1 protein-coding gene is annotated in these 1,846 nt (G+C 39.3%); it reads left to right on the forward strand.

Annotated elements, in window-relative coordinates; all coding sequences use genetic code 11:
• Positions 1-67 precede the first annotated feature (67 nt).
• Positions 68-1,774, forward strand: coding sequence for an IS1634 family transposase (locus FS666_RS19145; protein ID WP_120076014.1), 1,707 nt, complete (start codon positions 68-70; stop codon positions 1,772-1,774).
• Positions 1,775-1,846 lie beyond the last annotated feature (72 nt).

A 1,846-nucleotide genomic window follows, 5' to 3' on the forward strand; every position in this document is an offset into this window, starting at 1 on the left:
TTTTTTATTTTTAATATTGTATATATGAAGGTATATATGATACAATATTTGAAAAAGAGGTGGGAAAATGTACCTTCAAGTTTTCAAAAATAGAGGAAAAGAATACGTCCGAATCGTAGAGTCGTATCGGGATCCGAAAACGAAAAAGCCTAAAGTCAGGGTGCTTGAAACCTTCGGCAATAAAGAAAAGCTGTTAGCCAAAAATCCAAACGCCATTCAGGAACTTCAAGAAAAAGTCGATAAAATGAATGCAGAGAAAGAGCAGGTTCACGCAAGCACTTTGAACCAGCATCTGCAAGAATTTATTAAAACGCCAATTGAACAACCTACAAAAGAAGGTGCTCTCCTTCAAAACTATGGCTATGAAGTTTACCGTATGCTTTGGGATGAGCTGAAGCTGGACTATTTCTTTCAATATCGACAAAAACGGGATACAGATATTGAGTTTCAAACAAATATCCCAATTGCCCTCATGGCCTTTTCCAGATTATTATTTCCCAATTCCAAGAAGTCAACCTTCGAGGGCAGGGACCGTTTTGCCCATGGGTTTCCTTGTGAGCTGCAACACATATATCGGTCACTTTCCTTTCTTGCTTCACAAAAGGATTGTTTGGAAGAACATCTAAACAAGCTGGTTGCAAAGAAATTCAACCGTAATCTCGCAGTGGCCTTTTATGACGTTACGACCTATTATTTTGAGTCCGTTTTAGCGGATGAATTGAAAAAGTTCGGCTTTTCCAAAGACAATAAGGTGAACCAGGTACAGGTTGTTATGGGTCTGCTAATTGATGACCAGGGGATTCCGGTCAGCTATGAGCTGTTTCCCGGAAATACTAATGATTTTAAAACATTGGAGCCCGCACTCACGAGATTAAAAGAACAATACGGGATCAAAAAGCTGATCATCGTTGCAGATCGGGGATTGAATTCTAAGAAAAATTTACTGTTTCTAAAATCCCTCGGCTTTGAATACATCATGGGCTATAAAATCCGTTCAGGTTCCAAAAAGGCGAAAGAGATGGTCCTGGATGAATCAGACTATACCTGGGCTTCTCCGGAATTCAAATGGAAGAAATGTGATTTTGAATCCTCTGTTCGGAGTGATGGAAAAAACCATAAAATCAACGATCATCTACTAATCACTTGGTCTTTGAAAAGAGCACAAAAGGACAGGAAAGACCGTGAAAGAATTATCAAAAAATCAAAAAAGCTGGTTGAATCGAAATCACAGATGAAGGCAGAAATGAAAAAAGGTGGGAAGAAATATGTCCAATTAACCTTCCTGGACGATGACCGGATTTCTTTTAACGAGAAACAACTGAAATTTGATGAGCAATTTGACGGCTATTACGGCATCCAATACAGTGATCCGGCATTATCCCCCGAACAAGTCTTGGACGCTTACCATGGGCTTTGGAAAATTGAAGAAAGCTTTCGCGTGCTAAAAAGCAATTTTGAGGCCCGCCCCATCTTTGTTTGGACAGAAGAAAGCATTCAGGGACATTTTGTCATCTGTTATTTAGCACTCGTTATACAAAGGCTTCTGGAAGCCCTGCTTCGCCAAAAGGGACTGGATTATTCCACGGAAAAAATACAGGGTGCCATTCGGAGTGCTACGATTACACAGGTAAATTTCGAAGGAAGGGAAATCTATATAAAAAATAAATCTGACGATGCATTTTCCGATATCCTAAAAGCACTTGGGATTGAAGATATTCCTGCTTATGGGCAAAAGGACAAAAGAAGGAATGCATATCTACATGCAAAAAAATAAAAAACTCCTCGAAAACACTATAATATCGCTGTTTTCGAGGAGTTTTTGGCTTTCTAGCTGTTAAAGTCGGGA

The sequence above is a fragment of the Siminovitchia fortis genome, from assembly GCF_007681465.1.
Lineage (GTDB): Bacteria > Bacillota > Bacilli > Bacillales > Bacillaceae_C > Siminovitchia > Siminovitchia fortis.